29 protein-coding genes are annotated in these 24,773 nt (G+C 62.7%); 6 read left to right on the top strand and 23 right to left on the bottom strand.

Annotated elements, in window-relative coordinates:
- Nucleotides 1-23: 23 nt before the first annotated feature.
- The 8 genes from tilS to ybgC form a co-directional block, all read right to left on the bottom strand.
- Nucleotides 24-1,268, bottom strand: a complete 1,245-nt coding sequence (tilS, locus tag JI744_RS03675) for a tRNA lysidine(34) synthetase TilS (RefSeq protein WP_202658351.1) — start codon at nucleotides 1,266-1,268, stop codon at nucleotides 24-26.
- An 11-nt stretch (nucleotides 1,269-1,279) separates the two neighbouring features.
- Nucleotides 1,280-2,122: a tol-pal system protein YbgF gene (gene ybgF / locus JI744_RS03670; protein WP_202658350.1), complete on the bottom strand. Its 843-nt coding sequence runs from the start codon at nucleotides 2,120-2,122 to the stop codon at nucleotides 1,280-1,282.
- A gap of 4 nt (nucleotides 2,123-2,126) precedes the next feature.
- A complete protein-coding gene (gene pal, locus JI744_RS03665; protein WP_202658349.1) occupies nucleotides 2,127-2,660 on the bottom strand; it encodes a peptidoglycan-associated lipoprotein Pal in 534 nt (177 codons plus the stop codon).
- 85 nt (nucleotides 2,661-2,745) lie between these two features.
- Nucleotides 2,746-4,062: a Tol-Pal system beta propeller repeat protein TolB gene (tolB, locus tag JI744_RS03660; RefSeq protein WP_202658348.1), complete on the bottom strand. Its 1,317-nt coding sequence runs from the start codon at nucleotides 4,060-4,062 to the stop codon at nucleotides 2,746-2,748.
- Between the two features lie 43 nt (nucleotides 4,063-4,105).
- Nucleotides 4,106-5,314 carry a cell envelope biogenesis protein TolA gene (locus tag JI744_RS03655; protein ID WP_202658347.1) on the bottom strand — a complete coding sequence of 403 codons (1,209 nt, stop codon included), beginning with the start codon at nucleotides 5,312-5,314 and terminating at the stop codon, nucleotides 4,106-4,108.
- Nucleotides 5,315-5,323: 9 nt separating this feature from the next.
- The gene (gene tolR, locus JI744_RS03650; protein WP_202658346.1) at nucleotides 5,324-5,791 is read right to left on the bottom strand and encodes a protein TolR; all 468 of its coding nucleotides are present in this window, start codon (nucleotides 5,789-5,791) and stop codon (nucleotides 5,324-5,326) included.
- 3 nt (nucleotides 5,792-5,794) lie between these two features.
- Nucleotides 5,795-6,490: a protein TolQ gene (tolQ, locus tag JI744_RS03645; RefSeq protein WP_202658345.1), complete on the bottom strand. Its 696-nt coding sequence runs from the start codon at nucleotides 6,488-6,490 to the stop codon at nucleotides 5,795-5,797.
- A 160-nt stretch (nucleotides 6,491-6,650) separates the two neighbouring features.
- Nucleotides 6,651-7,064, bottom strand: a complete 414-nt coding sequence (gene ybgC / locus JI744_RS03640) for a tol-pal system-associated acyl-CoA thioesterase (protein WP_202658344.1) — start codon at nucleotides 7,062-7,064, stop codon at nucleotides 6,651-6,653.
- Nucleotides 7,065-7,174: 110 nt separating this feature from the next.
- On the opposite strand from ybgC, the gene JI744_RS03635 reads away from it, so the two are divergent.
- Nucleotides 7,175-7,633, top strand: coding sequence for a CreA family protein (locus JI744_RS03635; RefSeq protein ID WP_202658343.1), 459 nt, complete (start codon nucleotides 7,175-7,177; stop codon nucleotides 7,631-7,633).
- Here the strand turns inward: JI744_RS03635 and JI744_RS03630 are convergent.
- The 4 genes from JI744_RS03630 to ruvC all read right to left on the bottom strand — a co-directional run bounded on the left by JI744_RS03630 (nucleotide 7,607) and on the right by ruvC (nucleotide 10,640).
- Nucleotides 7,607-8,242 (bottom strand): hypothetical protein, encoded by a 636-nt coding sequence (locus tag JI744_RS03630; protein ID WP_202658342.1) that lies wholly within the window; start codon nucleotides 8,240-8,242, stop codon nucleotides 7,607-7,609. The genes JI744_RS03635 and JI744_RS03630 overlap by 27 nt on opposite strands.
- A gap of 185 nt (nucleotides 8,243-8,427) precedes the next feature.
- Nucleotides 8,428-9,453: a Holliday junction branch migration DNA helicase RuvB gene (gene ruvB / locus JI744_RS03625; protein WP_202658341.1), complete on the bottom strand. Its 1,026-nt coding sequence runs from the start codon at nucleotides 9,451-9,453 to the stop codon at nucleotides 8,428-8,430.
- Nucleotides 9,454-9,456: 3 nt separating this feature from the next.
- The gene (gene ruvA, locus JI744_RS03620) at nucleotides 9,457-10,131 is read right to left on the bottom strand and encodes a Holliday junction branch migration protein RuvA (RefSeq protein WP_202658340.1); all 675 of its coding nucleotides are present in this window, start codon (nucleotides 10,129-10,131) and stop codon (nucleotides 9,457-9,459) included.
- Nucleotides 10,128-10,640, bottom strand: a complete 513-nt coding sequence (ruvC, locus tag JI744_RS03615) for a crossover junction endodeoxyribonuclease RuvC (protein WP_202658339.1) — start codon at nucleotides 10,638-10,640, stop codon at nucleotides 10,128-10,130. Before ruvC ends, ruvA begins: the two co-directional genes overlap by 4 nt.
- A gap of 322 nt (nucleotides 10,641-10,962) precedes the next feature.
- Between ruvC and JI744_RS03610 the strand changes: the two genes are divergently transcribed.
- Nucleotides 10,963-11,166: a DUF1127 domain-containing protein gene (locus JI744_RS03610; protein WP_202658338.1), complete on the top strand. Its 204-nt coding sequence runs from the start codon at nucleotides 10,963-10,965 to the stop codon at nucleotides 11,164-11,166.
- A 113-nt stretch (nucleotides 11,167-11,279) separates the two neighbouring features.
- Here the strand turns inward: JI744_RS03610 and JI744_RS03605 are convergent, their stop codons facing one another.
- From JI744_RS03605 to JI744_RS03585, 5 genes are all read right to left on the bottom strand, one after another.
- Entirely contained in the window at nucleotides 11,280-11,639 is a 360-nt protein-coding gene (locus JI744_RS03605; protein ID WP_202658337.1) for a hypothetical protein, read from the bottom strand.
- A 105-nt stretch (nucleotides 11,640-11,744) separates the two neighbouring features.
- A complete protein-coding gene (locus JI744_RS03600; protein WP_202658336.1) occupies nucleotides 11,745-12,623 on the bottom strand; it encodes a 50S ribosomal protein L11 methyltransferase in 879 nt (292 codons plus the stop codon).
- A 64-nt stretch (nucleotides 12,624-12,687) separates the two neighbouring features.
- Nucleotides 12,688-13,347: a peptide-methionine (S)-S-oxide reductase MsrA gene (gene msrA / locus JI744_RS03595; protein ID WP_202658335.1), complete on the bottom strand. Its 660-nt coding sequence runs from the start codon at nucleotides 13,345-13,347 to the stop codon at nucleotides 12,688-12,690.
- A gap of 137 nt (nucleotides 13,348-13,484) precedes the next feature.
- Nucleotides 13,485-13,961 (bottom strand): hypothetical protein, encoded by a 477-nt coding sequence (locus JI744_RS03590; RefSeq protein ID WP_202658334.1) that lies wholly within the window; start codon nucleotides 13,959-13,961, stop codon nucleotides 13,485-13,487.
- 60 nt (nucleotides 13,962-14,021) lie between these two features.
- Nucleotides 14,022-15,110 (bottom strand): PA0069 family radical SAM protein, encoded by a 1,089-nt coding sequence (locus tag JI744_RS03585; protein WP_202658333.1) that lies wholly within the window; start codon nucleotides 15,108-15,110, stop codon nucleotides 14,022-14,024.
- 152 nt (nucleotides 15,111-15,262) lie between these two features.
- Here JI744_RS03585 and JI744_RS03580 point away from each other — a divergent pair, with 152 nt between their 5' ends.
- The 4 genes from JI744_RS03580 (at nucleotide 15,263) to JI744_RS03565 (ending at nucleotide 17,737) form a co-directional block, all read left to right on the top strand.
- Entirely contained in the window at nucleotides 15,263-15,961 is a 699-nt protein-coding gene (locus JI744_RS03580) for a corrinoid protein (RefSeq protein ID WP_202658332.1), read from the top strand.
- 104 nt (nucleotides 15,962-16,065) lie between these two features.
- The gene (locus JI744_RS03575; protein ID WP_202658331.1) at nucleotides 16,066-16,905 is read left to right on the top strand and encodes a hypothetical protein; all 840 of its coding nucleotides are present in this window, start codon (nucleotides 16,066-16,068) and stop codon (nucleotides 16,903-16,905) included.
- A 50-nt stretch (nucleotides 16,906-16,955) separates the two neighbouring features.
- Nucleotides 16,956-17,111, top strand: a complete 156-nt coding sequence (locus JI744_RS03570; protein WP_202658330.1) for a hypothetical protein — start codon at nucleotides 16,956-16,958, stop codon at nucleotides 17,109-17,111.
- Nucleotides 17,102-17,737 (top strand): DUF1638 domain-containing protein, encoded by a 636-nt coding sequence (locus tag JI744_RS03565; RefSeq protein WP_202658329.1) that lies wholly within the window; start codon nucleotides 17,102-17,104, stop codon nucleotides 17,735-17,737. Before JI744_RS03570 ends, JI744_RS03565 begins: the two co-directional genes overlap by 10 nt.
- Before the next feature lie 67 nt (nucleotides 17,738-17,804).
- Here the strand turns inward: JI744_RS03565 and JI744_RS03560 are convergent, their stop codons facing one another.
- From JI744_RS03560 to rpoD, 6 genes are all read right to left on the bottom strand, one after another.
- Nucleotides 17,805-18,641 carry an ABC transporter permease gene (locus JI744_RS03560; protein ID WP_202658328.1) on the bottom strand — a complete coding sequence of 279 codons (837 nt, stop codon included), beginning with the start codon at nucleotides 18,639-18,641 and terminating at the stop codon, nucleotides 17,805-17,807.
- A 12-nt stretch (nucleotides 18,642-18,653) separates the two neighbouring features.
- Nucleotides 18,654-19,589: an ABC transporter permease gene (locus tag JI744_RS03555; RefSeq protein ID WP_202658327.1), complete on the bottom strand. Its 936-nt coding sequence runs from the start codon at nucleotides 19,587-19,589 to the stop codon at nucleotides 18,654-18,656.
- Nucleotides 19,590-19,592: 3 nt separating this feature from the next.
- Nucleotides 19,593-20,678 (bottom strand): ABC transporter ATP-binding protein, encoded by a 1,086-nt coding sequence (locus JI744_RS03550; RefSeq protein ID WP_202658326.1) that lies wholly within the window; start codon nucleotides 20,676-20,678, stop codon nucleotides 19,593-19,595.
- A 169-nt stretch (nucleotides 20,679-20,847) separates the two neighbouring features.
- Entirely contained in the window at nucleotides 20,848-21,972 is a 1,125-nt protein-coding gene (locus tag JI744_RS03545) for an extracellular solute-binding protein (protein WP_202658325.1), read from the bottom strand.
- 312 nt (nucleotides 21,973-22,284) lie between these two features.
- Nucleotides 22,285-22,680: a hypothetical protein gene (locus JI744_RS03540; protein WP_202658324.1), complete on the bottom strand. Its 396-nt coding sequence runs from the start codon at nucleotides 22,678-22,680 to the stop codon at nucleotides 22,285-22,287.
- Complete coding sequence (rpoD, locus tag JI744_RS03535) at nucleotides 22,677-24,683, bottom strand: RNA polymerase sigma factor RpoD (protein WP_202658323.1); 2,007 nt, start codon at nucleotides 24,681-24,683, stop codon at nucleotides 22,677-22,679. Before rpoD ends, JI744_RS03540 begins: the two co-directional genes overlap by 4 nt.
- Between the last annotated feature and the right edge of the window lie 90 nt (nucleotides 24,684-24,773).

Genomic DNA, 24,773 nt, shown 5'->3' with positions numbered 1-24,773 from the left:
AGATAGAGATTACAGCGCCAGCTTCAATGCGCGATGTTGAATGCGTGGCAGGCTGGCACCACTTCCGCCTGCCATTCGGGGAAATTTCCGGCCAAGGGGGCTGCGACAAGCTGTCCCTGACGCCAGATCGCCGGTGTCGCCAGCAGCACGGCGCGCGGCAGGCCCATGCTGCGCCAATCGGCAAGCTGGGCCAGACCGGCTGCGCCAAGGGCTGCCACCTGATCGCCGGGGGCGAACGGCCCCTGCACCTGCCAGCGGCCATCCCACAGCATGCCCGGCGCGACGGCGGGGCCTAGGCTGCGCACCTCTCGGCACAGCCACAGGCCGGTGAGCGCGGGCACCAGTCGCACACCACCCAGCGTGGCCGCCTGCCCCGCCTTTAGCGCCGCGACCAGCCGTTGCAGCGCTTCAGCCCGTGGGGCATGGCGCGCGCAGGTCAGCCAAAGGACGGCGCGGCGCAACAGGCGGCGCAAGATCTCGGGGTCGGTTCCGGCCACGGCGTCGCGGTTCAGGCACAGGGCACCGGCGCGCTGCACCATCACCGATTGCGCGGCGGCGTCAGTCATGCGGTCCAAGGCTGCGCGCGATTGGGCAAGGGCGGCGGCGGATTGCGCCAGCATTTCCGCCGAAATACCAAGTGCGGCAAGGGGTTCCAGCGCCTTCCTAATGCGAACGCGCAAAAAGCGGTCATTGGCGTTGCTGGGGTCTTCGGCCCAATCAATTCCCCGGCGCAACAGCACCTGCCGCAAATCCTCACGCGAAAAGGCCAGCAGGGGGCGCAGCCATGTGATGCCACCGTCTTGCCAGTTGGCGCGCATGCCCGACAACCCATCCAGCCCCGCAGCGCGCGACAGGCCCAGCAAAAGGGTTTCGGCCTGATCCTGCGCGGTATGGCCAAGGGCGACATGGGCGATGCCCTGCCCCCGTGCCCATTCCCCGATCAGCGACAGCCGTGCAAGACGGGCAGCCTCCATCAGGTTGCCTTTGGGCGCGCCGCCATGATCCCAGCGCAGAACGCTGTGCGGCAGGCCATGCGCCGCGCAGAACCGCGCCACCAGCGCCGCCTCTGCCGCAGCCTCGGCGCGCAAGCCGTGATCGACCGTCACGGCATGAACCTGCCAGCCCGGCATCTCGGCCATCAGCGCCAGCAGCGCCATGGAATCGCCGCCGCCCGAAACGGCAACCGCCACCCTTTCGGGGCGGCCTTGGGGAAATGTCGCCCCCAGCGCAGCAAAAAGGGCGGCCTCAGCCGCCCCTGTATCCCCCATGTCAGGGCTGCCTACTGGCACCCCATCCCCGCCATCGAGGTCTGGGCCTGCGTTGCCTGACTGCTGCCGGGAAAGCGGTTGCCCACCTCGGCCAGCGTCACACAAGCATCGGGCGTCTGCCCCAGCGTGCCCAGCGACTGGCCCAGTTTCAGCAGGCTGTCGGCGGCAAAGCTGCCATCGGGCTTGCCCGAAAACGCATCGAGGTATGACCGCGCCGCCCCGGCGGTATCGCCAAGATTGGTCAGCGCCTCGCCCCGCAGGAACTGCGCCTCTTGGGTCAGCGGCCCACCCGGGTAGGATTGCGCATAGGTCGCAAAGAGGTCCGCGGCGGTGCGAAAGTCACCCTGACCGAGCACCCCCTTGGCCCGGTCAAAATCGGCCTTCTCGGCAACCGCAAGTTCAGGTGCATCCCCGGCCGCAGGGGCCGGATCGGGGTTGCCCGCCGGAGCCGTGCCAGCCACCCCCGTATCGCCGCCCAGCGTGGGCGTAGCGGGGATGTTGTTCACATCACAGCCCTCGGTCACCTCGCACAGGCGGTATTCGATGTCGCCGATGCGGTTGGTGCCATCGGCCACCACACGGTTCAGCTTCAGCTCTACCTCTTCGGTCTTGGCGGTCAGGCGGGTCAGCTCTGCCTCAAGCGCATCCATGCGCTGCAAGGCGTCGCCCCCGGCGGCACCGCCATTGGCGGCCCCGCTTGTGACCAGTTCGGATTTCAGACCGTTGAACTGGGCCATCAACTGGCCCAGCTCTGCCTTGATGTCGGCCAGCGTCTGCGCCTTGTCCTGCGCGGCAACCGGGGTCACCGCGAAAGACGAAGCCGCCAGCGCCAGGCACAGGGCCAATCGGCGCATCAGATCAGGCCCCCGCGCCCATTTGCAGAACGGTCACGGCGCGACGGTTCTTGGAATAGCAGGCCTCGTCCGAGCAAACCTCCAGCGGGCGTTCCTTGCCGTAAGAAATCGTCTTCATCCGGCTGGGCGCGATGCCTTGCGAGATCAGGAAATCCTGTACGGCGGCGGCGCGGCGGGCACCAAGGGCAAGGTTGTATTCACGGGTGCCCTGTTCGTCGGCATGGCCTTCGATGATGAAGGCGTAATCGGGATGCGATTGCAGCCACTGGGCCTGACCTTGCAGGATGCCGCGCCCTTCGGCCGACACGGTGGACTGGTCTACCGCGAACAGCACGCGGTCGCCGATGCGCTGGTTGAAATAGGCGACCGAGTTGGGGTTGTTCGGGTCGCCAAGGCCGGTCGAGTCGATGCCGCCCGCGCCATAGCCACCATTGGCACCTGGGCCGCCAGCGCCGCCCTTGCCATAGCGGTCGGGGTTGTTACAGGCGGCAAGGCCAAGGGCCGCAACGATCAAAAGGGCTTTGGGCAGGAAGGTCATGGGCATGTCCTTGTGGTTTTTGGGGGCTCGATAGCCCAGATGTAGCAGATTCGCGCCGCAGTGTTAACCAGCGGCGCGACAGGAATTACTTCAACAGCGGCGACCATGCCGGGTCAGAGGCAGCGCCTTCGGTCGTGATCTGGCGCAGGTTCCGCCCCGTGATATCCACCGAGAACAGTTGCGCCGACCCGCCCGCGCCCGCACTTTCGCGGGTGAACATGATCACACGGCCATTCGGCGCCCAGGTCGGGCCTTCATCCAGGAAGGACGAGGTCAGCAGACGCTCTTCGCTGCCATCGACGCGCATCACGCCAATGTGGAACCGGCCCTGATTTTGCTTGGTAAAGGCGACCATATCGCCACGGGGCGACCAGACCGGGGTGCCGTAACGCCCCTGCCCGCCCGACAGCCGACGCGCCTCGCCACCGCCCGCAGGCATGATGTAAAGCTGCTGGTTGCCCGAGCGGTCGCTTTCAAACACGATCTGGCTGCCATCGGGGCTGAACGAGGGCGCGGTTTCAATCGAGGGTGCATTGGTCAACTGCCGCAACCCGCCGCCGTTCACATCCATCGCATAGATGTCGGTGTTGCCGCCGCGCTCCAGACTGAACACGATGGTGCCGCCATCGGGCGAAAAGCGGGGCGCAAAGGTCATCGTGCCGTCCTGCTGTTCCAGCGCCCGCACGCCAAGGCTGCCGACATCCATCAGATAGATCTGCGGAAAGCCCGAGGCATAAGAGGTGAACAGGATCTGCCCGCCCGTCGGCGAAAAGCGCGGCGCCAGCACGATCGAGGAACTGTCGGTCAGATAGCTGGTGTTCGCACCATCGTAATCCATCACCGCCAGCCGCTTTTGCCGCTGGTTCTTCGGCCCGCTTTCGGCAACGTAGACGACGCGGCTGTCGAAATAGCCGCCTTCACCGGTGATCCGGCTGTAAACCGCATCGGCCACCTTATGCGCCATGCGCCGCCAGGTGCCGGGGGTGCCCGCGAATTGCAGGCCCTCGCCCAGGGGTTGGCCGGTGAACACGTCGAACAGGTAGAACTTGACGACAATCCGGTCGCCACTGGCCTGCACGGCCCCGGTGATCAGCGCCTGTGCGTTGATCGCCTGCCAGTCGTTATAGGCAATGGGCGCATCGAACGAGGTGACGCGGCTGATATGCGCCTCTCGCGGGATTTCGCGGAACAGGCCGGTTCCGGCAAGGTCCGCCGCCACGACGCGGCTGATGTTCTGCGCGTAATCGCCCGCGCCCCCCTCATCCACGAAATCGGGGATGGCGAAGGGCATCGGCTCGATGACGGGAGAGTCGATGATGATGTTCAACTCTGCATTCGCAGGCTGGACGGCGGCAAGCATTCCCAAAAGGAAGGCGGTCGCAAGGGCGTGAAGTTTGCTCATCGTTTCCTCATCAGGCACGGGCAATGGGTTTGTCCGGGGTGCGTCATCTCAGTCGCATCCCAGAGGCGTCGAAAGTCAGGTTCATGATGTTCCAGCTGTCGTACTTTGCCGGGTCAAGGTCCATACCGGGGCCGTTGCAGCCACGAACCGAGCGGCTGACCGCACGCTTTGCAGTCTCGAAAGCCTGCTGGGCCGCAGCCTCATCACCGCCGTCATAGTTGGTCATGGTGATCGAGGTCGGTTTGCCATCGGGCGCCATTTCCACCCGCAGCGTCAGGCGCACCATAGTGGCGGCGGTGGAAAGACTGCCGATGTTCCAGCATTTGTTGATGGCCGACCGCAGCCCATCCATCTCTCCCGCCGTCAGCGGCGGGCCTTTGGGCAGGTCTTGGCCACCGGTCTCGGCAGGCTGGTCCGTGCTTTGGTCGGCGGGTTGATCCGCCGTCGCATCGTTCAGCGCCGCTGCAAGGGCATCGTCAATTGCCGTGCTGTCGGTTTGTTCCGTGGTATCCGCCGGATTGTCGGTCGCATCCGCCGTTGCCGTCTCGGTCGGGGCCGGGTCTTCCGTCGGCTGTTCCACCGGGGCCTGCGGACGGGTGCGGGGCCGCAAGGACCGGGTCGGCGCCAGTTCCGGCGCGGTGGTGGGCTTGGCGTCGGGCGCGACCATGGCCGCGCTATCCTCGGGCGAGGCGGCGGGCTTTTCGGGTTCCGGCGGCGTATCGGTCGGCGGCGCGGTGTCGCTGACCTTGGGCGTTGCCTGATCGGCCACGTCGGGCGTGTCATTCTGGTCGGTCACCGGGGTTTCGGTGATCTTCTCGGCCGGTTTCGGCGCGGGCGCCTCGGTGCTGTCGGGCACCTGAATCGGCTGCTCGGTCTCGGCCGTGGGGGCCTTTGGCGGGGGCGTCTCAATCGGCTGCGGATCGGGTGCGACCGGCACCGTCTCATCCGGCGCGGGCGCGGGTTTCGGCGCGGGCTTGGGCTTGGCCGGGGGCCGTTTGGCAGGCTTGGTCTCTGCCGTGGGCAGTTCGGGCTTGACCGGCTTTGGCGGCTCTACCGCAGGCTTGTTGTCCTTGGACGGGTTCGGAGTCGAGGCCATGATCGCCTGAAACTCTTCGCCCGACACCAGCGACACCTCTGCCACAACCGCTTCGGGCGGCTTGGCCGGCGCAAACAGCCAATCCCCCAGCGCGACCCACAGGATCAGCCCGCCGTGCAGGATAGCCGAAACTTTTGTGCCCCTGTCCCAATCCATGGCCGGGCCTCAGTTGCCCCCCATTGCGGGGCCGCCCGGATCGGTCACCAGACCGATTTCGTTGAACCCGCCCGCATTCAGCGCACCCATGATCTGCGCCACCCGCTCATAAGCCAGCGCGCCATCGGCCCGCAGGAAGATTTTCTTCGAGGTGCGTTCCTTGGCAATTTCCGTCAGCTTGGGGATCAGCTCCCCGTCGCCCACTTCGGTATTCTGGATCAGCAGCAGCCCGTCCGAGGTGATGGTGACCGTCAGCGGCTCTTCATCCTCATTCGGCATCGCGCTGGCCGCCGTTTCCGGCAGCTTGATCGGCACGCCCACGGTCAGCATCGGGGCCGCGACCATGAAGATGATCAGCAGCACCAGCATCACGTCCACGAAAGGCGTGACGTTGATCTCGCTCATTGCGGCAGAGGCCCCGCGACGCCGCCCCCGGCGCCCGCCACCGCCGCCCTTTTTCATCACCCCCGCGCCCATGGGTCAGGCGTCCAACTGGCGCGACAGGATGGTGGAAAACTCGTCGGCAAAGGCCTCGTATCCGCCAAGGATACGCTCGCTGTCGGCGTTGAGCTTGTTATAGAACACCACCGCCGGAATAGCGGCGATCAGGCCGATACCCGTGGCGAGCAGCGCCTCGGCGATGCCGGGGGCCACGGTGGCAAGGTTGGTGTTCTGGCTGATGGCGATTTCTTCAAACGAGTGTTTGACGCCCCAGATCGTGCCGAACAGCCCGATGAACGGTGCGGTCGAACCGACGGTCGCCAGAAACGACAGCCCCTTGTTCAGCAGCTCGCTTTCCCGCGCGATGGCGACATCCATCGCCCGGTCAATCCGCGCCTGCGCGCCCGCGATCAGCCCGCCATCCTGCCGGTGGCTGCGCCGCCATTCCAGCATGCCTGCGGCGAAAATCTTTTCCGACGCACCCTGCGGGTCGCCGCCCACCTTTTCGAACAGCTCATCCAGCGGCTCGCCCGACCAGAAAGCATGGTCGAACACTGCCCCCTCGGTCCGTGCCTGCCGGAACATCAGATGCTTGCGCACGATGATCGCCCAGGACCAGAACGACATGGCCATCAGGCCCAGCATGACCAGCTTGACCGTGAAGGTCGCGCGAAAGAAAAGGGCGATGATGGAGAAATCAATCTCCTTCGCCGCAACAAGGGCTTGTGGGTCCATTACGCCTGCTCTTTTGCTCTCGGGGCTCTGATGGCCGCCTATTGCGCCGATTCTACCCGGATTTGAAGGGGAATGCCAACACATTGCCGTCACCGGGGCCATCAATCGGGCGGGATCGCGCCACAAGGCGCCCCCGCAACGGTCGATTTTCCGGCATCGGCTAGCTGCGGGCCGCCTCCAACAGGCTGCGCACCGCCGCCGGAATGCGCGCCGCGCGACCCGTGTCATGCAGGCAGACCAGCGTGACAGCGGCGGTGAACAGCCTCTCATCCTCCCGCCAAACCTCTTGGCGCAGCTCGATCCGGCTGCCGCCCAGCTCCTGCAGGTTGGTCATCACCACCAGATCATCGCCAAACCGGCCGGGGCGCAGATAGTCGGCCACAACCCGGCGCACGGCAAAGACGATGCCCTCCGCCGCCCGCAGCGCCATCTGGTCCACCCCCAGCGCCGCGATCCATTCGCTGCGGCCCCGTTCGATGAACTTCAGATAGTTGGCGTAATAGACGATCCCGGCAAGGTCGGTATCTTCGTAATAGACGCGAACGGGGTGGCGGTGGGCTGTCTGGGGGGGCATCGGGGTCTCCTTGCGCGGCCGATGCTGGCGGAAGGTCGCGCAAAGGTCCAGCGCGGGCTTGTGAAGGCGCCTTGCCGTGCCAACATCCGCCCTTGCCCCCGGAGGTTTCCATGCGCCTGTTGCCCGCCCTTGCCCTGACCTTAGCCACAGCCACCACCGCCCCCGCCCCCGCCGAAGAGGTCGGCCGCGTCGGCGTTGACTGGGTTGGCAATGACATCGTGATCGATGCCTTCGCCGACCCCGAGGTGCAAGGCGTCACCTGCCACATCGCCTATTTCGACCGCTCGGTCTATGACCGGCTGACCCAAGGCAACTGGTTCGAAGACCCCTCCTATTCGGCGGTTGATTGCAGCCAGACCGGGCCCATCGTGCTGGGCACCGGCGTGTCTGACGATGAGGGCGGCGAGGATGTGTTTTCCGAACGCCAATCGCTGATCCTGAAACGCCTGAAAGTCACCCGCATCTGGGACCAGAAAAACAATACGCTGATCTATCTGGCCCATGCGTCAGAGGTGACGCAAGGCTCGGGCAAGATGTCGCTGTCAGTGATCCCCCTGCCCCTCCGCTGACAGGCGCGCCGCCAGCCGCAAGGCGTGGCTGGCATCGCGCGCGACAACCGGCAGCGTGGGCAGATAGGCGGCGCGAATCACCCCGGCAATCTCGGGCCGCAGGATCACGGCTTCCTCCGCCCGCGCCAAAGGCGAGGTTTCGGCAAAAGCACCCTCGCCCCAGGTCAGGATGGTCTGCGTCGCCTCATTCAGCGCGACAACCTCGGCAGGCAAATCGGCAAGCGGGCCATTCATCCGCAGGAACACGAAAGCCGCCTTGATCGCGCCATCGGCATCGAACCGAAAGGCCCGATACTGGTTTGCCCCCGCCGCCGCCAGCCGGTCGCACAGGGGGCCAAGATCGGGCACCAGTTGGTCCAGCCTGGGCACGAGCGGCAGTTCGGCCCAATCCTGAAAGAAGAACATCATCAGGTTTGCGCCAAGCTCTGGGTCGGTCTCGGCCATCTTGTGCCCGGCCAGGACCATAACCGCCTCGATCGCGCCCTTGATCGTGGCAAGCGTCGCATCGTCAACGCCAAACACCACCGGCACGATGGGCCGCCCCCAGCGCGCGCACAGGTATTGGCCATCCTTGCGGGTGAACAGCTTTTGAATGTCGTCAGCGGTCATGTTGGCCTCCGGTCTTGGCGCAGCGATAACGAAGGTCGCGCCGAGGCTCAACCACCGGACCGGGGGCCAGCCCCCGGACCCCCGGAGTATTTCCGGAAGGGCAAATAAAAGAGCGCCTCTTGATCTTGCCCTTCCGGAAATACTCTCGGGGGATGCGGGGGGCGAAGCGCCCCCGCTTCTTCGGGTTAACCGTCGAAGAGATCACTTTGCCCCAGCCCTTTGGGCGGGTCGATTCCCAGATGCCGCCAGGCACGCATTGCCAGCATCCGCCCGCGAGGGGTGCGCTGGATCAGGCCTTGTTGCAGCAAGAACGGCTCGATCACCTCTTCAATCGCATCGCGGCTTTCCGACAAGGCGGCGGAAATGGTTTCCACGCCGACCGGCCCGCCGCCATAATTCTCGGCCAAGAGGAGCATGTAGCGCCGGTCCGCGCCATCCAGCCCCAGATGGTCCACCCCCAGCCGGGTCAGCGCATGATCGGCAATGGCCCGCGTCAGGCGACCGTCGCCTTCGACCGTGACGAAATCGACCACGCGGCGCAGCAGGCGACCGGCGATGCGCGGGGTGCCACGGGCGCGGCGGGCAATCTCTCGGGTGCCTTCGGGGTCGGCGGCGATACCCAACAGGCGCGCGCCACGGGTGACGATCAGGTCAAGCTCATCCTCGGTATAGAATTGCAGCCGGGTCGGAATGCCGAAGCGGTCGCGCAAGGGTGTGGTCAAAAGGCCCAGCCGCGTGGTGGCCCCCACCAGCGTAAAGGGTTGCAGGTCAATCCGCACCGTGCGCGCCGCCGGGCCTTCGCCGATCACCAGATCCAGCGCGAAATCCTCCATCGCGGGATAGAGCACTTCCTCGACCACGGGCGACAGGCGGTGGATCTCGTCGATGAACAGCACGTCGCGCGGTTCCAGATTGGTCAGGATCGCCGCCAGGTCGCCGGGGCGGGCCAGCACGGGGCCAGAGGTCATGCGGAACCCCACCCCCAGTTCGCGCGCCATGATTTGGGCGAGCGTGGTCTTGCCCAGACCGGGGGGGCCGTGAAACAACGTGTGGTCCATCGACTCGCCCCGCATTTTGGCGCTTTCGATGAACACCCGCAGGTTGGCGCGCGCCTCTTGCTGGCCGACAAACTCCTCCAGCATCTGAGGACGCAAGGCGCGATCGGCATCCTCTGCCAGACGCTCGGGGCGCAAGGTGGGGTCGGATTGCATCGCTTACCCCTTTGGCGCCAGCAGTTTCAGGCTGGCGCGGATCAGGGCGGCAGTGTCCGCCTCTGGCGCGTCACCGGCGGCGGTTGCCACGGCTTGCGCGGCATCGCCCTGCCCGTAGCCAAGATTGATCAGCGCCGAAAGCGCATCAGCGGTATAGGCCGCGCGGGGCGGCGGGGCGGCGGGTTTGGCCGCGCGTTTGGGTGGGGGCGCTTCGGTCTCGATCACCACATCATCGGCATGGGCGGTGGCCGACAGGCGGACCCCCATGGCCATGATGCCGGGCGCCTTTGACTTCAACTCTAGGATCACGCGTTGCGCCAGCTTGGGGCCAACCCCCGGTGCGGCCTGAATGGCGCGTTGATCGCCAAGGGTGATGGCGCGCGACACGCCCTCTGGCCCCAGGGTGCCCAGAATGGCCATGGCGGCCTTGGCCCCCACGCCCTGCACCGTCACCAGCAGCTTGTGCCATTCCTTTTCCAGCATGGTCGGAAAGCCGAAGAGTTGCAGCAGATCCTCGCGCACCAAAAGCTCTGTATAAAGCGACACGGCCTCTCCTACACCGGGCAGGCCCGCCAGCGTTCGGTCGCTGACATGCACGACATAGCCAACGCCGCGCACATCGATCAGCACCGAGTCTGACCCGCGCCAATCCAAGCGCCCGGAAATCTTGCCAATCATGCCTGTGCCCTTTGTAACGCAGCCTGAAGCCGGTTCGCGCTTTGCATGTGATGGGCGTGGCAGATGGCGATTGCCAACGCATCCGCCGCATCCGGCCCGGCCAGTTGTACGCCCGGCAGATGCAGCCGGACCATATGGTCGATCTGGACCTTGGCGGCGTGGCCCACACCCACGACGGTTTTCTTTACCGCGTTGGGGGCATATTCCCCCACCTCTATCCCGGCCTGTGCCGGCACCAGCAGGGCGATACCCCGCGCCTGCCCCAGCTTTAGCGTGGCGACCGCATCTTTGTTGACGAAGGTATGTTCCACCGCCGAGGTATCGGGGGCGTACAGGCGTACCACCTCGGTCAATTGGGCATGCAGGCTGCGCAGACGCTGGGCCAAAGTGCCTTCGGAGCCGTCCGAATGGCAGATGCCGTTGGCAACATGGGTCAGCCGCGATCCTGCAACATCGATCACCCCCCAACCCAGGTTGCGAAGGCCAGGGTCGATCCCCAGAACACGCATGACTGCCCCTTTTTCGTTGTTTTCCCCGAAATAGCACGAAACAAGAACATGCGCCAAGGTTAATTCCAGCCTTGGCAATCGGAACCGGCCTCGCTAATCATGCCGCAAAAGCCGACGCTGCGCATCGCAAACACGACATTGCCGCAGCGCAGCATCCTGCCTCTCCCGCAATTCATGGCAAATCCATGGACTTTGTCATGCACACAACGCAAGGCGGCCTTGCTGGCGTGGGGATTGCTTCGCATTCGCAGCAAGACTATTTAGCGATCATCGAAGGCAGAAAGCTGCCTGATGTGCGAGCAGTTTGTGAAAGGAATACGCAATGGCCGCCTATGAGACGTCCCGCGCGGCGCCGTTTGGCGCCATCTCGATCTTCCGTTTCGTCCAGTCGCTGGGCGAAGCCACCACCCGTTTTTCCGCCTGGAACGACGCACGGGTGACCCGCAAGGCCCTGTCGAAGCTGACGGATCGTGAGCTTGATGATATCGGCCTGTGCCGTGGAGATGTTGACCTGATCGGCCGTTAAGCCGCAATCAGTGTCAGAGATGAATGAAGGCCGTTGTCCAACGCGGACAACGGCCTTCTGGTTTTCAAAGCCCGCTGATTTCAGGCCTTCCTGTTCTTGTGGGATAAACGCCCTCAGGATTTGAGGGCGTTAACACCCTGCCCGATCTTCTTGGCCAGAAATTCGGTGACGGGTTCCGACTGCATCAGCCAGGCGCCGAATTTGTCAAACCCTTCCCCTGCCTCAAGCCGGGCGAGACGGTCCTGATAATTGGCAGGACCCACAGTATAAAAAATAGTGGCTTTCAAAAGGAATGCGGAAGTCAGGGCAAACAGCACGGGGGCCAGCAAGGACCGCCGGCGCCTCGACTTGTTTTGCCCGAAGTAAAACGAGCGGCCCAATGCGCCCGTCGCTTCGTGGGCAAAACCCTTTTCCCGCTGGGAATGATAGCGGCGCACGCTGTCGTAGAAGTCGGCCATATTCTGATCGGTCATCTGAAACCCCGTCGCCACAAAAAAATTCACATGTCCAGATTGGGCCTGAAATGTGGCGCGAACGTGGCAAATGGGGCTGGTGTCGCCACGCAGTTCGGAAACGATTCAGTTCCGTTTCAGAACCAATGCCGACCACTCGCCCAAATCTTCCCGCGAGACGAGGGTGAAGCCAGCAGCCTGATAGGCCGCAATGATCGACTCTGCCTGCACCACAAGCAGACCCGAAAGGATAATCAGACCACCTGGCGCGCAATGGGTGGCCATGTCGGGCGCAAGCTCGATCAGCGGGCCTTTGAGGATATTGGCAAAGATCAGATCATAGGGGGCGGCCTGTTTCAGGCGCGGATGGGCAAAGCCCGCCGCCTCCATGCATTCGATGCGGCCCTGCAAGTGGTTGATCGCCACATTCGCCTCGGCCACATCCACCGCCACCCGGTCAATGTCGCTGGCAAGAACCAGCGCTTCGGGCAGCACCGCCGCCGCAGCCATCGCCAGAACTGCGGTGCCACAGCCGATGTCGGCCACTTTGGCGGGGCGGAAACCTTCGGCAAACAGCCGATCAAACGCCCGCAGACAGCCCAGCGTGGTGCCGTGGTGTCCGGTGCCAAAGGCCACCGTCGCCTCGATCTGCAAAGCCACGCGGCCCGGATCGGTGGGCACCTTGTCGGCATCATGGCTGCCATAGACAAAGAAGCGTCCGGCCTCGACCGGCTTCAACTCTCGGCGCACCTTGGCGACCCAGTCGATCTCTGGCAGTTCCGACAGGGCAAAGGGACGCGCGCCGAAAGATTCCGCCACCAGCGACAGCAGCGCCTCGTTCGGCGGTTCAAGGTAATAGGCGCCGATTTCCCACAGGCCCGAGTCGTCCTCGATCTCAAACACGCCTACGCCAACCGGGGTTGGTTCCAACTGCTCCAGCGATTGCGCAATGGCATTGGCGTGGGCTTCGCCGGGCACGGTGGTCAGCGCGGAATAGGTGGTCATCGGGCGGCTCCTTCGGGATAAGCCGGGCTTAATCGCAAGGGCCGCCCGTGGCAAGTATATGGGGCTAACGCGCCGCCACCCCGGTGCCGATTGGGCAGGTCACGCCGGTTCCGGCAAGGCCGCAATAGCCGTCGGGGTTCTTGGCCAGATATTGCTGGTGGTAATCTTCGGCAAAGTAAAACCTGGGCACGGGCAGGATTTCGGTGGTGATGGGGCCCAGACCTCGGGCATCCAGCGCCTGCTGATAAGCCAGCTTCGATGCCTCTGCCGCCGCCTGCTGTTCGGGCGAATAGGTATAAATGCCCGACCGATAGGTGCTGCCCACATCATTGCCCTGCCGCATCCCCTGCGTCGGGTCATGGTTTTCCCAGAACACCTTGAGCAAGCCATCATAGCTGATCACGGCAGGGTCATAGATCACCCGTACCACCTCGTTATGGCCGGTAAGCTGGGTGCAGGTTTCCTTATAGGTCGGGTTCGGCGTATAGCCGCCCGCATAGCCGACCATGGTCAGCCAGATGCCCGGCGTCTGCCAGAACTTGCGCTCTACCCCCCAGAAACAGCCCATGCCGAACATCGCCTGCGCCATCCCCTCGGGCACGGGCCCATCCAGTGGCAGGCCCGACAGGAAATGGGTTTCTGCGGTGGGAAGCGGCGTGGCCCGGCCGGGCAGCGCTTTGTCAGGCGAAACCATCTGCATCTTGCTGCGATCGACAAAGAACATGCGCGTCTCCTTTGGCTGATGCGCAACATATAGGACAGGAAAAGGCCCGTCGAAGGATCGACTGAATTCCCTCACGGAAATTTGGCCAAAAACAGGGTGAACGGATCACGCCGCGAAGGCAAGACCCGGGTGCCCGGTCAATTACAAGGCGCCGAGGCCCAAGTGCCGGTGGCTTCCTGCCAGCACTGGCCGCGCCTGGCCTTTTCATCGGCAACGATCCACAGATCGCCCTTTACCGTGCCCTTGTCACAGTCAAGCCGGGCCAGCGGCTTGTCGCCCTTCAGGACGGCGATGCTGCCGTTTGTTACGGCATTCTCGTCCTGGCGGTCGAAACTCGTCGACATCAGATAGGTCACGCCCGCGTTCTCGACCGAAGCGATCGCCCAGATCTCGCGACCGACACCGGGCCACGGCTCGGCACCCGCGCTTTGTACGGATTGCGACAGGATCAGTTCGGGGCGACCGGCAGGGCCGAACGTATAGTCAACCATATCGCCATTGAGACAAAACTCCAGGTGCTTGCTGCCAATCTCGCACGACATCAGCAGCACCTCACAGCCAGCATAGGCCAGCGATGGAATCAGCGCGAGAACCGGAATGATAACGCGAAACATCGGACCCTCCAAAACCTTGCCCAGCCTTGCAATCCTGCGACAGCGATGCAAGCCCGCCGGTCAGAACAAGGTGAACTGGTGCCCCGCACGCGGCGGTGGCTGAAACAGGTCGCGCCGCAAGGGCGGCATGTCACGCAACAGGCCCAGCCGCGCCGCCGCCTTGGCAAAGCGCTGGCGCATCAGGTCGGCCCAGATCCCCTGCCCACGAAAGCGGTGCCCCCAGCGAGCATCGTAATCCTTGCCGCCGTGCAATTCGCGTACCCGGCCCATGACCTTGGCGGCCCGGTCGGGGAAATGCTCGGCCAGCCAGTCCTGAAACAGGGGCGACACCTCCATCGGCAGGCGCAAAGAGATATAGCTGGCGCCGCTCGCGCCCGCGTCCGCCACGGCCTGCAACAGCGGCTCCAGCTCATGATCGGTCAGACCGGGCACGACGGGGGCCACCATCGCCCGCACCGGCACACCCGCCGCCACCAACCTGCGGATCACCTGCAACCGCCGCGCCGGGGCGGGTGCGCGCGGCTCCATCTTGCGCGACAGCGCAGGGTCTAGCGTCGTAACCGACACGCCCACCCTGAGCAGCCCCTTGGCGGCCATCGGCGCAAGGAGGTCCAGATCACGTTCGATCAGGGTGCCCTTGGTCACGATGGCCAGCGGATGGTTGAAATCCGACAGCACCTGAACCACTTCGCGCATCACGCGCCACTCGGCCTCACACGGCTGATAGGGGTCGGTGTTGGTGCCGATGGCGATCACATCCACCGCATAGGATTTCGCCCGCAGCTCGCGCTCCAGCACTTTGCCAAGGCCGGGGCGCGCAATAAGCCGGGTTTCAAAATCCAGCCCCGGCGACAGGTTAAGATAGGCATGCGTCGGCCGGGCAAAGCAATAGATGCAACCATGTTCACACCCCCGATAGGGATTGATCGAGCGGTCAAACGGAATGTCGGGCGATGTGTTGTAGGTGATGGCAGACCGCGCCACCTCTGCCCGCACTTCGGTTTTGATCAGGCGGTCGGTCTCCGCCATCTCCCAACCGTCGTCAAAGGCGGTGCGGGTGCTGCCCTCGTACCGCCCCGTGGCATTTTCCAGCGCACCGCGCGCCTTGGCCCGCTGCCCCGGCAAAAGGGTTTCGCGTTTATCCTGCATGTCAAATAAATAGAACATTTCACGAACATCGCAACAGCTTTTATATTCACCCCCTCTTGCTGTCGGCTTCCATTCAGGCAATGTCGTAAATCGCAAAGTCCGCACCGGGCTTTGGCCCCACTACCTACGGCAACTGCCCGAGGAGCACACAGATGGCTGACGACGACGAAATCATCCTCTCGGAACTTTCCGACGACGAGCTTGTGCTTCAGATGCACGACGACCTGTACGACGGTCTCAAGGAAGAGATCGAAGAGGGTGTCGAAATTCTGCTGGAGCGCGGCTGGACGCCCTATGACGTTCTGACCAAGGCGCTGGTCGCCGGCATGACGATTGTTGGTGCAGACTTCCGCGACGGCATCCTGTTCGTGCCCGAAGTGCTGCTGGCCGCCAACGCGATGAAGGCTGGGATGGCGATCCTCAAGCCGCTGCTGGCTGAAACCGGCGCGCCGCGCATGGGCAAGATGGTCATCGGCACCGTCAAGGGCGACATCCACGATATCGGCAAGAACCTTGTCGCCATGATGATGGAAGGCGCGGGTTTTGAGGTGCTGGATCTGGGCATCAACAATTCGGTCGAAAAGTATCTTGAGGCGCTGGAAACCGAAAAGCCCGATATTCTGGGCATGTCGGCCCTGCTGACCACCACGATGCCCTATATGAAGGTCGTGATCGACACGATGAAGGAAAAGGGCCTGCGCGAAGACTATATCGTGCTGGTCGGTGGCGCGCCGCTGAATGAAGAGTTCAGCAAGGCGATCGGTGCCGATGCCTATTGCCGCGATGCCGCCGTTGCGGTGGAAACCGCGAAAAGCTGGGTTGCGCGCAAGCACAACCAGATGAACGGCTGAACCGCCTGACAGATCTGCAAAAGCCCCGAAGCGCCGCTTCGGGGCTTTTGCTTGCGCGGGGCCTGCGATGTGGCAGAATAAGCGGGTTCATTCAGGATTTTGCGATGTCCACCGTTGCCATGCTTCCCGGCCATGCCCGCATCTTTCAGGCCGCAGCCCGCCATTTCAACGTCTTCATTCTGGTGCGCCGCACCAACCTGTCCTCGCTGCGCTTTATCGGCGACAAGGATTGCGTCCCGAAGCGGATCGACTGCAAGGCCAAGACGGCGGATAACCCGGTCACCCACGAAACCTATGGTCAGATCGACTGTGCCGGGCTGGTGGTGGACCCGACCGTTCTGGGTCAGGCGGCCTATGCCACTGACAAGAAATACCAAAAGGCGCTGGATGAATGGGCCAGGTTCAGCATGGGCCACATCCATGACGCCGTGCGCACCTGGGAAGGGCAGCAGGAGCTGACCTATATTCCCGGCGGCATGCAGTATTTCGTCGATTTGACACCCGGCAGCCCGCGCTATGGCTGTGTGAAACTGTCCACCAGCAGCCTGCTGACGGCGGGCAAATACGTTCACGGCGACTTTGACCTTTACGGCATCGTTCCGGCCACCGCGCGCAGCGAGAATGTGGCCGTGTTCGAAATCCTGTCGGGCCAGAAACATTCCCGCAGCCCGGCGTTCCGCGATGTGCAAATGTTCGTCAACAGCAAGATCGGCGCGCCGATGATCCTGCACGGCGAGCAAGATACCTATGCCGGTGAACATGCCGATGAGGGAATCGATGTTTTCGAGCCGGATGGCAGCATCAGTGGCTGCGAGAACCTGCAACAGATCGAATGGCTTTACGCCATCCGCTTTCGCGGCCGCAAACTTTTCACCAAATCGCAGCAGCGCCATTTCGGTTATGACGGGAATGAGACGTTCGAAGGCTTCAAATGGGCGCTATGAGGCTTGGCAAGCGCCTCTTAAAGTCCCAGATTAGGGGCAGGAGGACCAAAATGCCCCTGCCCCATTTCCTTGCCCTGCTCCTTGGCGTCATCGCTTTGGCTGGCGTGACGCTTGTCTTGGCTCACAGCCTTGGCCTGCCGCTGATCTGGCTGGCCTTTGGTGCGCTGGGTCTGGCCGCCGTCGTCCGGGGTCTTGCGTGGCGCTAAGCGACGTCGAGCTGACCGAGACGGGTCTCGACGCCAGCCACAAGGGCCGCGTGCTGTTGCTGGCCTGCGGTGCCTTGGCGCATGAGGTGCTGGCCGTGATCCGCGCCAATGGCTGGACCCATCTTGATCTGCAATGCCTGCCCGCCAAGTTGCATCTTTACCCCGATAAGATAACCGAAGCAGTCAAGGAAACCGTGGCGCAGCGCCGCGATGACTATGACGCGATCCATGTCCTTTACGCCGATTGCGGCACCGGCGGGCAGTTGCAGGTCGCCTGCGATGCGCTGGGTGTGCAGATGATCGCCGGGCCGCATTGCTATTCGTTCTTTGAAGGCAACGACGCCTTTGCCGCCCACCCCGATGAATTCACCGCCTTTTACCTGACCGACTTTCTGGTGCGCCAATTCGATGCCTTTGTCTGGAAACCCATGGGCTTTGACCGGCACCCCGAACTGATCCCGATGATGTTCGGCAATTATGAAAAGCTGGTCTATCAGGCGCAGACCAATGATCCGGCGCTGGACGCCAAGGCGCAGGACTGCGCGGCGCGGCTGGGACTGGCCTTTGAACGGCGGTTTACCGGATACGGCGACCTTGCCCCCTTTATCGCGCAGGCGGCAGGGTAAGGCCAAATTTCTTCGAACGCATCTGGTTGGATTGAAAAGGCCCGAAGTTTCCTCCGGGCCTTTTCTCTTACAACTCTTCCAGCGCGGCGGCCCTGCGGCCTTCGGCCTCTCTGGCGGCCTCGACCTTGGCCAGACGGCGGCGGCGCACCTCATATACCGTCGCCATGACCAGCGTCATAAGGATCAGCAACAGCGCCAGCGCGTTGATCGTGGGGGTGATGCCAGACCGGACCTTGGAGAACACATAGACCGTCAGCGTGTTCGAGGTGCCGCGGGTGAACAGCGTGACGTTGAAGTTCTCGATCGACTGGAAAAAGGCAATCGCCGCCCCTGCCCCCAATGCGGGGTAAAGATGCGGCAACAGAATGCGCCGCACCACCTGGGCATGGCTTGCGCCAAGGTCCAGCGCTGCTTCTTCCAGAGACGAATCAAAACTTTGCAACCGCGCCAGAACCAGCAACATCACAAAGGCCGCGATATAGCTGACCTGCCCCAGAACCGACAGATGCAGGCCCGGCGGGATACTGGCCTTGTTCCAGAACAGCAGCGTCGAAATGCCGATCACCGCCCCCGGCATCAGAATGGGCGCCACCATCAGCCCATAAAGTGCCGCCCTGACCCGACCAGAGATAGAGTTGATCAGGATCGCCGCCGCCGCCCCGATCGGCACGGCAATGACCACAACCGCCAGCGCCACCAGAATGGTGTTGCGGAACGAGGTCCACATCACCTGATCGGCCAGCAATTGCTGGAACCAGGTCATGGTAAAGCCCTTCCACGGATAGACCGAGGGCAGTTTGTTGTTGTTGAACGCCGCCCCGCCCATGATGGCCAGCGGCAGGAACAGATACAGCAGGAACAACCCGAAATAGAGGTTGAACAGGAAGTTGCGCGTCTTGTGCATGATCCCGCCCCCTTATTTCGCGATATCGGACAGCTTGACCTTGAACAGCCACATGGCCAAGGCCACGACAACCGTGCAAAGCAGGATGTACAGGAAGGAATAGGCAGCGCCCGTATTCCAGTCCTGGCTTTCCAGCATCCATTGCTGGATGGTCTGGGTGAACCAGTTGGAATTGGTGGACCCCAGCACCGAGGGCACCAGCAGCGAGCCTGCTGACAGCATGAATACCATGACCGAGCCAGAGGCGATGCCCGGCTTGGCATGGGGCAGGATCACCCGCCAATGCGTTTGCCACCACTTGGCACCCAGATCTTCCGAGGCCTCAATCTGGTTGCGGTCCAGCGACTGGATCGAGCCATAGATCGGGAACATCATGAACAGCACATAGGAATAGACCAGACCGATCACCACGGCGTCATATCCGGTCAGCACCCCCTGCTGCCAGCGGATCGGCTTTTCCAGCAACCCGATCCCCACCAGAACCGCATTCAGCGGGCCGTTGAAAGTCAGGATGATGTACCAGGCAAAGGCCCGCAGCGCCTCTGACACCCAGAGGGGGATGAACAGCAGCAAGATCATCGTCGGCAGCGATTTCGGCTGCACCACCTTGGCCAGATAATAGGCCAAGGGATAGCTGAGTGCGAAGGTGATGAAGGTTGCAATCGTCGAATAGAAGATCGTGGACAGGAAGGTCTTGACGTTCAGCGGTGCCTGCAACTCGATGCCGAATACATTCCACGGCGACGGATTGCGCAGGAATTTCGCATAGTTATCCAGCGAATAGGTATCCTTTGGCCCGCCAATTTCCGTTACCGGCAGATAGGGCCGGAACGATGCCTCGAACAGCGTCAGGTTCGGCAGGATCACCAGCGCCAGCAGCCAGAAGGCAACAAGCGCCATGAAGGCAAAGGTCAGGGTGTGGCCATAGCGGCGGAAAAGATCCTCCATCGCTTACCCTTTCGCAACGGCTGCGTCGGGCAGAATGGCCGCCCGCGCCGGATCGAACTGCATGAACATCTGCGAGCCATTGGCTGGCACCGTGGCCGAACCGTCGTTGCGAATCTCGGCCACCAGGGTTTGGCCGTTTTCAGCAACCCCATGCACGGCGATGAAGGCGCCCTCGAACGACACTTCGGAAATGGTGACCGGCACCGAGTTTTCGGCGGCGGCGGTTTCCGACAAAAGCGTGTGTTCCGGGCGGACATACAGCTTTACATTCTCGCCGCTGGCCAGTTCGCCGAGCCGGGCGCGGAAGGTGCCCAGCTTGGTCTCATACCCCGCCATGCCCGTGGCCGGGTTGCGCACCGAGCCGGTGAAGACGTTGTTTTCCCCCACGAAACCGGCCACAAAGCCGTTGACGGGGTTGTTGTAGATGTCGCGCGGATCGGCGATCTGCTGAATGCGGCCCTGAGACATGACGCCCACACGATCCGACATGGCCAGAGCCTCGCCCTGATCGTGGGTGATGTAGATGAAGGTCACCCCGGTGCGCTTTTGAATGCTGCGCAGTTCCGCGCGCATGTGCTGACGCAGCTTCAGGTCAAGGGCCGACAGCGGTTCATCCAGCAGCATCACCGCCGGTTCCACCGCCAGCGCGCGCGCAATCGCCACCCGCTGCTTTTGCCCGCCGGAAAGCTGGCTGACCATCTTGTCGGCCGCACCGGGCAGCTCCACCAGTTCCAGCAGCTCTTCCGCCTTCTTGCGCCGCGTGGCTTTGTCTACCCCGCGCACCTCCAGCCCGAAACTTATGTTTTCCCAGATCGGCATCAGTGGAAACAGCGCCAGATTCTGAAAGATCAGCGCCGTGGGCCGCTGGTTCGGGCGCAAGCCCCGCACATCCTTGCCGCCAATGCGAATGGCACCCTGCGTCGGCTCGGTAAAGCCCGAGATCATCCGCAGGATTGTGGTCTTGCCACAGCCCGATGGCCCGAGGAACGAGAAGAACTCGCCCGGCTTGATCGAGACATTGGCATTATCCACCGCGCGAAAGCTGCCGAAATCGCAGCAGACGTTTTCAAGATCAATCCCCGCACTCATAGGACCGTCTTCCCCCTGTCATTTTTGTTGTTGTTGAAAGCCTAGCGGAACCGTTGGATCGCGCAATGGCTATAGCCAGTTCAGCACGCTTCATTCGTCCAGCCGCAGCCCGGCCGCAATAAAACGCGCCGGGCCACAGGGGCCCGGCGCGCATTGGTTGTGGGGCCGATCAGGCAGACTTGTACTTGTCGGCGTATTCACCGCGCTTGGCGATGAAATCGGCCGACTGGTCAGGCCACCACCACAGGGCTTTCAGCGCATCGTCATTGAAGGTGCCATTGTAATAGGCCGACACTTCCGGGTCGAGCAGGTCGCCCGCACCCTTGGCCACCGGGTTCGACGAGAAGGCAGTCGCCCAGCCTGCGGCCCCTTCGGGCGTCGAGACGAACTTGACGAACTCATGCGCCTGTTCGACGTTGACGGCGTTCTTCATCAGCACAAAACCCTGATGCCAGGCAAAGGCGCCTTCGACCGGGGCAAGATACTTGTAGCCGTCCTTGCGCAGGTTGTAGCCGGTCGAATCCCAGTTCAGGCCCAGCGTCGCGCCATTGGCGGTAAAGCCGGCGTTGGCCTCGTTTTCACCCGACCAGAACTGAACCACGTTGCCCTTGGCCTTGATGGCTTCGGCCAGCGCGATGTCCCAAAGCTGGACCATCTTGTCCATGTCGGTATAGCCGTCCATCCACGGGAAGGGCAGCTTACCCTGTGCATCCAGCCAGCGGCCCATGGCAGCCAGAGTCGAGTGCGGGCGCACCACAACCTGGTTATCCGGGTTGAACAGGTCGCCCAGTGAGGGTGGGGTAGAAAGTTTGGCGTCGCTCTCCTTGGCCACCAGCGACTCGGTGCCCCAGTTCGACGGAACGTAGTACAGCGCGCCATCCTTGCGGCTGCGCTCACCGGCTGCGCCATCGGCGAGACCGGGCAGATAGTTGGCCATTGCCAGCTTGGATTCGTCGAACGGCTGCAACAGGCCGTTCGAGTTCCAGCCGCCCCAACGGTCGATGGTCGGCTCGATCACGTCGATGCCGCCTGCCTCGATCGCCACCTTGGCTTGGGCGAACATGGCATCCTGATCAGGCAGTTCGGTAAAATTCACCTTGATGCCGGTAGCAGCGGTGAAGGCCGGGAAGACGACTTCGGACAGCTTGGGATAGCCAGCCCAGCCGGTGAAGTTGATTTCGCCCGAAGAGGCCAGCGCCTTGGACGAGATCAGCGCAGGCGCAGCCAATGCGCCCATGCCAGCGGCCGAGCGTTTGAGAAAGCTGCGGCGATTGAGAGAAGAGGAATCAGACACGTCGGTATCTCCCTATGTTGTCCGCCTTTGGCGGCTTGTCCGGCGCTTCTTGCGCCGTTTTGACAGAACAGGCTTAGGAAGGGTTTGCGACACGCGCATGAACCCCAACCCGGCCCCTGTGTGACACAGGTTACGGCTGCGCAGGGGGAAGCTGTCAACAAAATGTTGTGAGGCCAGATTGGGGGGAGCGATATGGCCAGATGGTGAGTGATGGAAAATGCGGCAATCCACATCGCGCAGCCCCATAGGCCGCATGATTTCACGCACAATTGCAGGTGGTGGCAGTGCGTGCAAAGCACGCACCATACGGCGTTATTCGCCCGTCAGACCCAACGCCTCGACTGACCGCCAGTCGTAGGCCCGGACGCGCTGTTGTTCGTCTGCAATATCGGCCCTGGTCAGGCCAGTGCTGGCATAAAAGCCGTCACTGAACGACCCTTCGGAGGGCATCGGATTGCCTGCGTCCAGACTGTCCTTCGACACGACCAGCGTCGCTACATTCGGCCAACCGGCCTCAGCACAAAGCGCCGCCGCCTCGTTCAGATAGCTCGACAGGCCTTGCCCGTTGACCTTGGCCATACCCAGCCGCCGCGCCAGTTCGGAATAGGTCAGTGGCGGTTCGCTGTTCAGCGCGACCTTTGCGACAACCTGAATTGTCGCAAAGGCACGCTGGGCGGTCAGCGGGGTGACGTTACGCGGCCCACTCATTGATCAAGAAAGCTCCGCAGCTTCCTGCTCCGGCTGGGGTGCTTCAGCTTGCGCAGCGCCTTTGCCTCGATCTGGCGGATGCGTTCACGGGTCACGCTGAACTGCTGGCCCACTTCTTCCAGTGTGTGGTCGGTGTTCATGCCGATGCCAAAGCGCATCCGCAGAACGCGTTCCTCGCGCGGGGTCAGCGATGCCAGAACGCGGGTCGTGGTTTCCTTCAGGTTTTCCTGAATGGCGCTGTCCAAGGGCAGGATCGCGTTGGTATCCTGAATGAAATCGCCAAGCTGGCTGTCTTCCTCATCCCCGATCGGTGTCTCCAGCGAAATCGGTTCCTTGGCGATTTTCATCACCTTGCGAACCTTTTCCAGCGGCATTTGCAGCTTTTCGGCCAGTTCTTCCGGCGTCGGCTCGCGACCGATTTCGTGCAGCATCTGACGGCCGGTGCGGACCAGCTTGTTGATCGTCTCGATCATATGCACCGGAATACGGATGGTGCGGGCCTGATCGGCGATGCTGCGCGTAATGGCCTGACGGATCCACCACGTCGCATAGGTCGAGAATTTATAGCCGCGACGATATTCGAATTTATCCACGGCCTTCATCAGGCCGATGTTGCCTTCCTGAATAAGATCAAGGAATTGCAGGCCGCGGTTTGTGTATTTCTTGGCAATAGAAATCACCAGACGCAGGTTCGCCTCGACCATTTCCTTCTTGGCCTGCCGCGCCTCTTTCTCGCCCTTCTGGACCTGATTCACGATGCGGCGGAATTCGGAAATGTCCACGCCGATATACTGGCCGACGCCGGCCATTTCGTTGCGCAGCTCTTCCACCTTCTCGCGGCTTTTCTCCATCATGGTCTGCCAGCCACGCCCGGCCTTCGAGGCCATGCGATCCAGCCAAGTCGGGTCCAGCTCATAGCCCTGATATTCGTCGATGAATTCGCGGCGGTTGATCCGCGCGGCATCGGCCAGCTTCACCATGCCCGAATTGATCGACATGATGCGCTTGTTGATGCCGTAAAGCTGGTCGATCAGCGCTTCGATCCGGTTGTTGTGCAGGTGTAGTTCGTTCACCAGAACCACCGTTTCACCGCGCAGCTTTTGATAGGCCGCTTCTTCCGACGCCGAAAAGCGGGTCTTTTCCGACAGCGTGGCATCCATCCGGGCGCGCTGCATATCGGCCAGCTTGGCATAATCGCGCGCGATCAGATCCAGGGTTTCCAGAACCTTGGGCTTCAGCGCGGCTTCCATCGCCGCCAGTGACATGGACGATCCGTCCTCGTCATCCTCGTCATCATCCGACCGCATGATCGGATTGCCGTCAGCATCCAGCTCCGGCTCTGCCGAGGTGGCACGGCGGGGGGCAGCACCTGGGTCTACGGTGCCGACATCAACGCCGCCCAGTTCCGGGCCAACCATCTCTTCGTCGCCATCAAGGCTGCGGCCAAAGGTGGCCTCAAGATCGATCACATCGCGCAGCAGAATTTCTTCTGACAGCAGTTCGTCGCGCCAGATGATGATCGCCTGAAAGGTCAGCGGGCTTTCGCACAGGCCCGCGATCATGGTGTTGCGACCGGCCTCGATCCGCTTGGCGATGGCAATTTCGCCCTCGCGGCTGAGGAGTTCGACCGAACCCATCTCGCGCAGATACATCCGCACCGGGTCATCGGTGCGGTCCAGCGTTTCGGAGGCCGCACCAACCAGCGCCACTTCGCGCGAGGAAGAGGTTTCGACCAGCTCGCCCCCTGCGGGCGCCTCGCCTTCTTCCTGCTCTTCCTCTTCGACGACGTTGATGCCCATCTCCGACAGCATCGACATGATGTCCTCGATCTGGTCGGTCGAGACCTGATCGGGCGGCAGGACGGCGTTCAGCTGCTCCATCGTGATGTAGCCGCGTTCGCGCGCATCCGAGATCATCTTGCGGACGGCCGCCTGACTCATGTCAAGGGATACGTCCGATTCCTCGCCTTCGGGTTTGCCGTCGTCGCTGTCTTTCAGGGCCATGCTGTCTCCTTGGGCGCGAATCACTTCGTCCTGCCGAATCAAATAACGCGAATCACGGCAGACGGAAGGGGCATGCGGTGATTCTTTGTG

The sequence above is a fragment of the Fuscibacter oryzae genome (assembly GCF_016765795.1).
GTDB classification, from domain to species: Bacteria; Pseudomonadota; Alphaproteobacteria; order Rhodobacterales; family Rhodobacteraceae; genus Fuscibacter; species Fuscibacter oryzae.
Note: the sequence above shows the minus strand (reverse complement) of the source record. Positions and strands in the feature narration are given on the sequence as shown.

Bases quoted from the DNA above. Each gene is read 5' to 3' on its own strand.
- tilS (WP_202658351.1), bottom strand. From the start codon at position 1,268: ATGGGGGATACAGGGGCGGCTGAGGCCGCCCTTTTTGCTGCGCTGGGG.
- ybgF (WP_202658350.1), bottom strand. From the start codon at position 2,122: ATGCGCCGATTGGCCCTGTGCCTGGCGCTGGCGGCTTCGTCTTTCGCG.
- pal (WP_202658349.1), bottom strand. From the start codon at position 2,660: ATGACCTTCCTGCCCAAAGCCCTTTTGATCGTTGCGGCCCTTGGCCTT.
- tolB (WP_202658348.1), bottom strand. From the start codon at position 4,062: ATGAGCAAACTTCACGCCCTTGCGACCGCCTTCCTTTTGGGAATGCTT.
- JI744_RS03655 (WP_202658347.1), bottom strand. From the start codon at position 5,314: ATGGATTGGGACAGGGGCACAAAAGTTTCGGCTATCCTGCACGGCGGG.
- tolR (WP_202658346.1), bottom strand. From the start codon at position 5,791: ATGGGCGCGGGGGTGATGAAAAAGGGCGGCGGTGGCGGGCGCCGGGGG.
- tolQ (WP_202658345.1), bottom strand. From the start codon at position 6,490: ATGGACCCACAAGCCCTTGTTGCGGCGAAGGAGATTGATTTCTCCATC.
- ybgC (WP_202658344.1), bottom strand. From the start codon at position 7,064: ATGCCCCCCCAGACAGCCCACCGCCACCCCGTTCGCGTCTATTACGAA.
- JI744_RS03635 (WP_202658343.1), top strand. From the start codon at position 7,175: ATGCGCCTGTTGCCCGCCCTTGCCCTGACCTTAGCCACAGCCACCACC.
- JI744_RS03630 (WP_202658342.1), bottom strand. From the start codon at position 8,242: ATGACCGCTGACGACATTCAAAAGCTGTTCACCCGCAAGGATGGCCAA.
- ruvB (WP_202658341.1), bottom strand. From the start codon at position 9,453: ATGCAATCCGACCCCACCTTGCGCCCCGAGCGTCTGGCAGAGGATGCC.
- ruvA (WP_202658340.1), bottom strand. From the start codon at position 10,131: ATGATTGGCAAGATTTCCGGGCGCTTGGATTGGCGCGGGTCAGACTCG.
- ruvC (WP_202658339.1), bottom strand. From the start codon at position 10,640: ATGCGTGTTCTGGGGATCGACCCTGGCCTTCGCAACCTGGGTTGGGGG.
- JI744_RS03610 (WP_202658338.1), top strand. From the start codon at position 10,963: ATGGCCGCCTATGAGACGTCCCGCGCGGCGCCGTTTGGCGCCATCTCG.
- JI744_RS03605 (WP_202658337.1), bottom strand. From the start codon at position 11,639: ATGACCGATCAGAATATGGCCGACTTCTACGACAGCGTGCGCCGCTAT.
- JI744_RS03600 (WP_202658336.1), bottom strand. From the start codon at position 12,623: ATGACCACCTATTCCGCGCTGACCACCGTGCCCGGCGAAGCCCACGCC.
- msrA (WP_202658335.1), bottom strand. From the start codon at position 13,347: ATGTTCTTTGTCGATCGCAGCAAGATGCAGATGGTTTCGCCTGACAAA.
- JI744_RS03590 (WP_202658334.1), bottom strand. From the start codon at position 13,961: ATGTTTCGCGTTATCATTCCGGTTCTCGCGCTGATTCCATCGCTGGCC.
- JI744_RS03585 (WP_202658333.1), bottom strand. From the start codon at position 15,110: ATGCAGGATAAACGCGAAACCCTTTTGCCGGGGCAGCGGGCCAAGGCG.
- JI744_RS03580 (WP_202658332.1), top strand. From the start codon at position 15,263: ATGGCTGACGACGACGAAATCATCCTCTCGGAACTTTCCGACGACGAG.
- JI744_RS03575 (WP_202658331.1), top strand. From the start codon at position 16,066: ATGTCCACCGTTGCCATGCTTCCCGGCCATGCCCGCATCTTTCAGGCC.
- JI744_RS03570 (WP_202658330.1), top strand. From the start codon at position 16,956: ATGCCCCTGCCCCATTTCCTTGCCCTGCTCCTTGGCGTCATCGCTTTG.
- JI744_RS03560 (WP_202658328.1), bottom strand. From the start codon at position 18,641: ATGCACAAGACGCGCAACTTCCTGTTCAACCTCTATTTCGGGTTGTTC.
- JI744_RS03555 (WP_202658327.1), bottom strand. From the start codon at position 19,589: ATGGAGGATCTTTTCCGCCGCTATGGCCACACCCTGACCTTTGCCTTC.
- JI744_RS03550 (WP_202658326.1), bottom strand. From the start codon at position 20,678: ATGAGTGCGGGGATTGATCTTGAAAACGTCTGCTGCGATTTCGGCAGC.
- JI744_RS03540 (WP_202658324.1), bottom strand. From the start codon at position 22,680: ATGAGTGGGCCGCGTAACGTCACCCCGCTGACCGCCCAGCGTGCCTTT.
- rpoD (WP_202658323.1), bottom strand. From the start codon at position 24,683: ATGGCCCTGAAAGACAGCGACGACGGCAAACCCGAAGGCGAGGAATCG.